At 60.6% G+C, this 4,644-nt stretch carries 5 protein-coding genes; all 5 read left to right on the top strand.

Annotation, left to right across the window (positions count from 1 at the left end):
• A partial coding sequence (locus IMZ11_RS41870; RefSeq protein WP_228649039.1) for a hypothetical protein occupies nucleotides 1-510 on the top strand: 510 nt, incomplete at its 5' end.
• Nucleotides 507-920, top strand: a complete 414-nt coding sequence (locus IMZ11_RS41865) for a hypothetical protein (protein ID WP_228649037.1) — start codon at nucleotides 507-509, stop codon at nucleotides 918-920. The genes IMZ11_RS41870 and IMZ11_RS41865, both read left to right, overlap by 4 nt.
• Nucleotides 921-1,069: 149 nt before the next feature.
• Nucleotides 1,070-2,842, top strand: a complete 1,773-nt coding sequence (locus tag IMZ11_RS41860; protein WP_228649035.1) for an ATP-dependent endonuclease — start codon at nucleotides 1,070-1,072, stop codon at nucleotides 2,840-2,842.
• 35 nt (nucleotides 2,843-2,877) lie between these two features.
• Nucleotides 2,878-4,308, top strand: a complete 1,431-nt coding sequence (locus IMZ11_RS41855) for a UvrD-helicase domain-containing protein (protein ID WP_308066911.1) — start codon at nucleotides 2,878-2,880, stop codon at nucleotides 4,306-4,308.
• Nucleotides 4,309-4,472: 164 nt separating this feature from the next.
• Nucleotides 4,473-4,644, top strand: a 172-nt coding sequence (locus IMZ11_RS41850; RefSeq protein ID WP_228649041.1) for a helix-turn-helix domain-containing protein, incomplete at its 3' end; no start/stop codon positions are given.

Below are 4,644 nucleotides of genomic sequence, written 5' to 3'. Positions count from 1 at the left end.
ACACCAGAGTGGGCCAAGGAATTCGAACACCACGCCAAGGAAGCCACCGCTGGAGAACTGGTTGCCGACTGGGCACGACACTCCGACGGTGAAAACACGGCGCGAGGCCCCGGCGCCACTGCCTTCGTCGACGGACTCGCCAATGCCACCGACCGTGCCGAGACCACGACCGCCGTGGGCAATGAACGCATGCTCCGAAACCTGCTACGCGATGAATTCGCCACGATCCGCCTGGGTACCCTCAACCACTGCCTCGGCGACCCGAGCAAGGCGCTCTGCCTCGAAGGCGCATCCGCCGCCGTCAAAGCAGGAGGCCCCATCCCGAGCATGTGCCAACCTGCCACCTGCCGAAACTCAGTCATCACCGACAAGCACCTGCCCATCTGGCAGCACGAAGAAACCGATCTCGTCGAAAAACTCAAGGACAAGAAGATGGCCGACATCCACCGCCAGCGTCTTGAAATCCAACTCGCCGACGTCCGTCGCATCACCCAGCAAGAGCCCAAATGACCACCGTCAGCCTGGAGACGGAGAAGAAACTCCGCGACGCCATGCAGCGGCTCCTTGCTGGCCGTTCGAAGCGGACCGACGGGCGGCTCACCAAGGCCAATCTGCACGTGGAGGCCGGTGTCAGTCGCGCCACCATGAACCGCGCCGACGCAGTCATCGCCGAGTGGAACACCGCTGTCGGCACACGGACCGTACCGAGGGACTCCCAGGTGGTCGAACTGCAGGAAGCCCTCACCAAGCTCAAGCGGACCAACGCGAAACTGCGTCAACGCAACACCGAACTCGAACGCAAGAACCAGGCGGCAGTGACAGTGATCGCAGAACTCCACGCACAGCTATGTGCAGCTCGCGGCTCAGAGCCGACAGGTACTGTCACGCCGCTGCAAGGCCGCCAACCACGCCGCTGGTGATCTCAATCTTCGAGCCGCATCTGAGTTCATCTGCCATGTGCGGGCCTCGATCATCTTGTCGGTCTTCGATGCGATAGTCGAACGTTGGCGTGGCGCAGACCACGGTGGGATCCGAGATGTAGATCGGGGTCAAGGTGGACGTACGGCGTGTGGATATCGCGCATTTTCGTGGAATCGAGCACTTGTCCTGGCGAATTCCGAAGGGAACGCACTTTCAAGCACTGATAGGACCCGGTGATAGCGCGAAATCGACGATTCTGTCCGCAATCGACATGGCCCTGAGCGATCGATGGAATCTCTCGGTCGCTGACACTGACTTCTACGAATGCAACGTCGAAGAGCCGATCAGTATCCGAGTCGCCCTTAGCGATCTGCCGCCGGAGATTCGCCAGCACGACGCACTCGGCATGTCTCTCGCTGGCATCGATGACGCTGGCGAACTTTACGAGGATCCGGACGACGACCACGACCCGTGCGTCGTCGTTGCGCTCACGGTCGACAAGAACCTCGAACCCGCTTGGACGGCGTATCGCCCCAACAAGCCAGAGCCCATAGTCACCGTCACCGCCACTGCGCGACGACTCCTCGGGGCCTACAAGATCGACGAACGAGTTGACAACCACCTGCGGTGGTCCAGGACGTCCGCGCTCGGCCGACTCACCGAGGCCAAGCACGGGACCAACGAACTCCTATTGAACGCCAGCAGGGAGGCGCGCAGCGCCGTGTCTGCTGCCATACCGCCCGAACTATCTGAACTTGTCGAGACAGTAGAACAGCGTCTCCATACGCTGGGAAGCGGTGAGTTCACGGACCTCAAACCCGGACTCGATCAATCACTTTCCACGTCAACCGGCAACCTGGCGCTCTATGAAGGCGAGATCCCGCTGACCAACTATGGACTCGGCAGTCGACGCTTGGCCGGCGTCGCGGTTCAGCAACTCGCCAACGCCGACAAGGGCATCATCCTGATAGATGAGATCGAGTATGGGCTGGAGCCCCACCGCCTGGTCAACCTCTTGACCTGCATCAAGGACCGAACAACCTCGTCACTGGCACTCGTTACGACCCACTCGCCGACCGCCCTTCGCAATGTGGACGTCAACGACCTGGCAATCGTGCGGCGCAGTTCGCTCGGCAACGTGACAGTCCAGTCGTTCGCACCAGATCACACTGAACTGCAGAAGGTACTCCGATCGTCCCCTGAAGCATTCCTAGCCCGCCGGGTGGTACTTGTGGAAGGCGCCACCGAATACGGGTTCGTCCTACAGCTACTTGACGGATGGAATCGCGAGCTGGCCGCGACCGGAGAACCATCGTCCGGTGCCTTAGGAGTTGAGGTCGTCTCGGGAAGTGGTGGCGCCACTATCGGATGGGCACGAGTTCTGGCCGATCTAGGCTATGACGTTGTACTCCTCATCGACAGCGACGTCGAAAAGGACTGTGTCGCAGCCGATGCGCTCACCGCTCAGGGAGTCGCCGTCGTGAGGTGGAAGGATCCCTTCCATCTCGAACGAGCGGCGACCGATGTGCTCAACGCAACTGAACTCACTGCTCTGCTCGAAAAGGCGATTGAGCTATCGGACGACCCGTTGTCGTCCGGTAACAACTACCTCGTCCACCTCAAGAAATGCGGTCTGCCTGAGGAGGTAACCACGCTGGCCGTTAATGACTGGATCGAACTCGGTGTGGACATCGAAGCCGCCCGTGACCACGTGGCACGCGCAGCCCACAAACTTGACTGGTTCAAGAAGGTTCACAAAGGCCGCGAACTTGCGGCGTTGGTTCTCGCAGCTGAGGGCTACGCAATCTCTGACACGGCGTCGAAGATTCAGTCTTTACGAGAAGCAATGTTTGAGTCGGCGCTGCAGGCGGAATCTGACATCGCCGTGGATGCTGATGTAACAGGCAGTGGCGAAGGATGACGACGTCTCGGCTCATTGCTTCGCTGCCGTGTTCGGTGGAACTCCCTGCCGGTGGCGGCAAGACCTGGTTGCTCGTGGACACCATTCGTCAGGTGGCCAACCAGGCTGGGAAAGCGTTGGTGCTCACTCACACAAATGCGGGCGTCCACTCCATCCAAAACAAGATGCGCGACCTCGGTGTCGATCCAAAAGCCGCTCATGTCGGCACCATCACCAGCCTGGCATTCGAACTCGTACGCAGCTACTCGCGGATCGCCGGCCTGGAAGTCCCAGAGATTCCTGACTGGGACAACTCCGTTCAATACGTTGAAGGAGCCCAGAGAGTTCTGCGAAATCGGCACGTACGTGACGTGCTGACGATCAGCTACAGCCACCTCCTGATCGACGAATACCAGGACTGCTCCCTTGCTCAACACGCACTCGTCCTGGAGCTCGCCCAGGCCATCCCGGCTTGTGCGGTCTTCGGAGACCGCCTGCAGGGCATCTTCGGCTTCCGCGACACGCTTGTCGATTGGCAGACGGATGTGCTCGCTCACTTCCCGCCGTTCACCGTCAAATACGTCCCGCACCGGTGGGTCGAGCACAACCAACCTCTCGGAATATGGCTGCATCAAATCCGGGACCTGCTGCAGCCAGGATCGCAGGTCGCGTTCAACGCTGACCTACCCACCGGTGTCACATTCGTTCCGGCTACACAGCAAAAATTCGAGCTTCGGGAGGCTGCGCTGCGGTCGCGCCCCGAAGGCGAGACCGTGGTGATCATCGCGCCGCCCGACAAGGGGTCAGCAAGGTTGGCTGCAGGCCGTCTCAACGGCGCCTACACGACCATGGAGGACATCGGTGGCACCTTCATGATGGAACGACTCGCCGAGCTGGAAGGAAGCCAACCAGGGCAGTTCGCACTCTGGTTAGCGCACGTCGCCAAGAAGTGCTTCAGCGGTTACTCGAAAGTTGACCAGACAGTGTTGAACCGGCTGCAAAAGGGCAAGACGGTATCTGGCCTGTCGAGACCCGGGCTCGAACGCACCTTGGCCGCGCTCGACAACGTTCTCTCAAATCCGACGTTCGAAACCCTCAGCACCTCGATGCGCGCGATCGGGGCCGCGAAGGAAGCCCGACTGCATTCCAGGGAGGCGTGGAATGACATGGCGACAGCACTCGGACATTGTGGCCCGGGAACCGAGCGTTCTCCCAAGGACGAGTTGGGTCGGGTTCGCGACCGTCTCCGCCACGGCGGGCGCCGGCCATCTGGGCGCGTCGTCTCACGCACTGCCCTCATCAAAGGACTTGAGTACGACCACGTGATCATCTCCGACCTGGACCGGCTAACCGACCACTGCAACCTCTACGTCGCCCTCACGCGGGCGCGTAAGACCGTGACGATCATCGGCAGGACGGCCACGATCACAGTGAGCGAGACCAAGCGCGGCCCGACAGTCTCTGCAGTATCAGCGGTGGATAAGTAGCGCCACAGGAAATATCCGACGACGAGTTTTGGTCGGACTCCACGGATTCCTGCAGCGTGTTCGACGCACCATCGATTTGCCCATAAAACCAGCACTACCTCCGCTAAAATCGCCCAAACCCGGTCACATCCGGGTTCTCGTTGACGCGGAGGTTCGCATTCTTAATGACTGAGCCATGGTTGTCGGCCGACGATATCTCCGCCCACCTCGGCGTCACGAAGGACACGGTCTATGCGTGGATCGCAGACAAGGCAATGCCAGCCCACAAGGTCGGCCGCCTCTGGAAATTCCAGGCGAGCGAGGTCGACGACTGGGTCCGAAGCGGGGGTGCTGAGA

Origin of the sequence: Microtetraspora sp. AC03309 (genome assembly GCF_020826795.1) — a bacterium.
GTDB classification, from domain to species: domain Bacteria; phylum Actinomycetota; class Actinomycetes; order Streptosporangiales; family Streptosporangiaceae; genus Microtetraspora; species Microtetraspora glauca.
This window is presented reverse-complemented; position numbering and strand designations above follow the sequence as displayed.

Bases quoted from the DNA above. Each gene is read 5' to 3' on its own strand.
- IMZ11_RS41865 (WP_228649037.1), top strand. From the start codon at position 507: ATGACCACCGTCAGCCTGGAGACGGAGAAGAAACTCCGCGACGCCATG.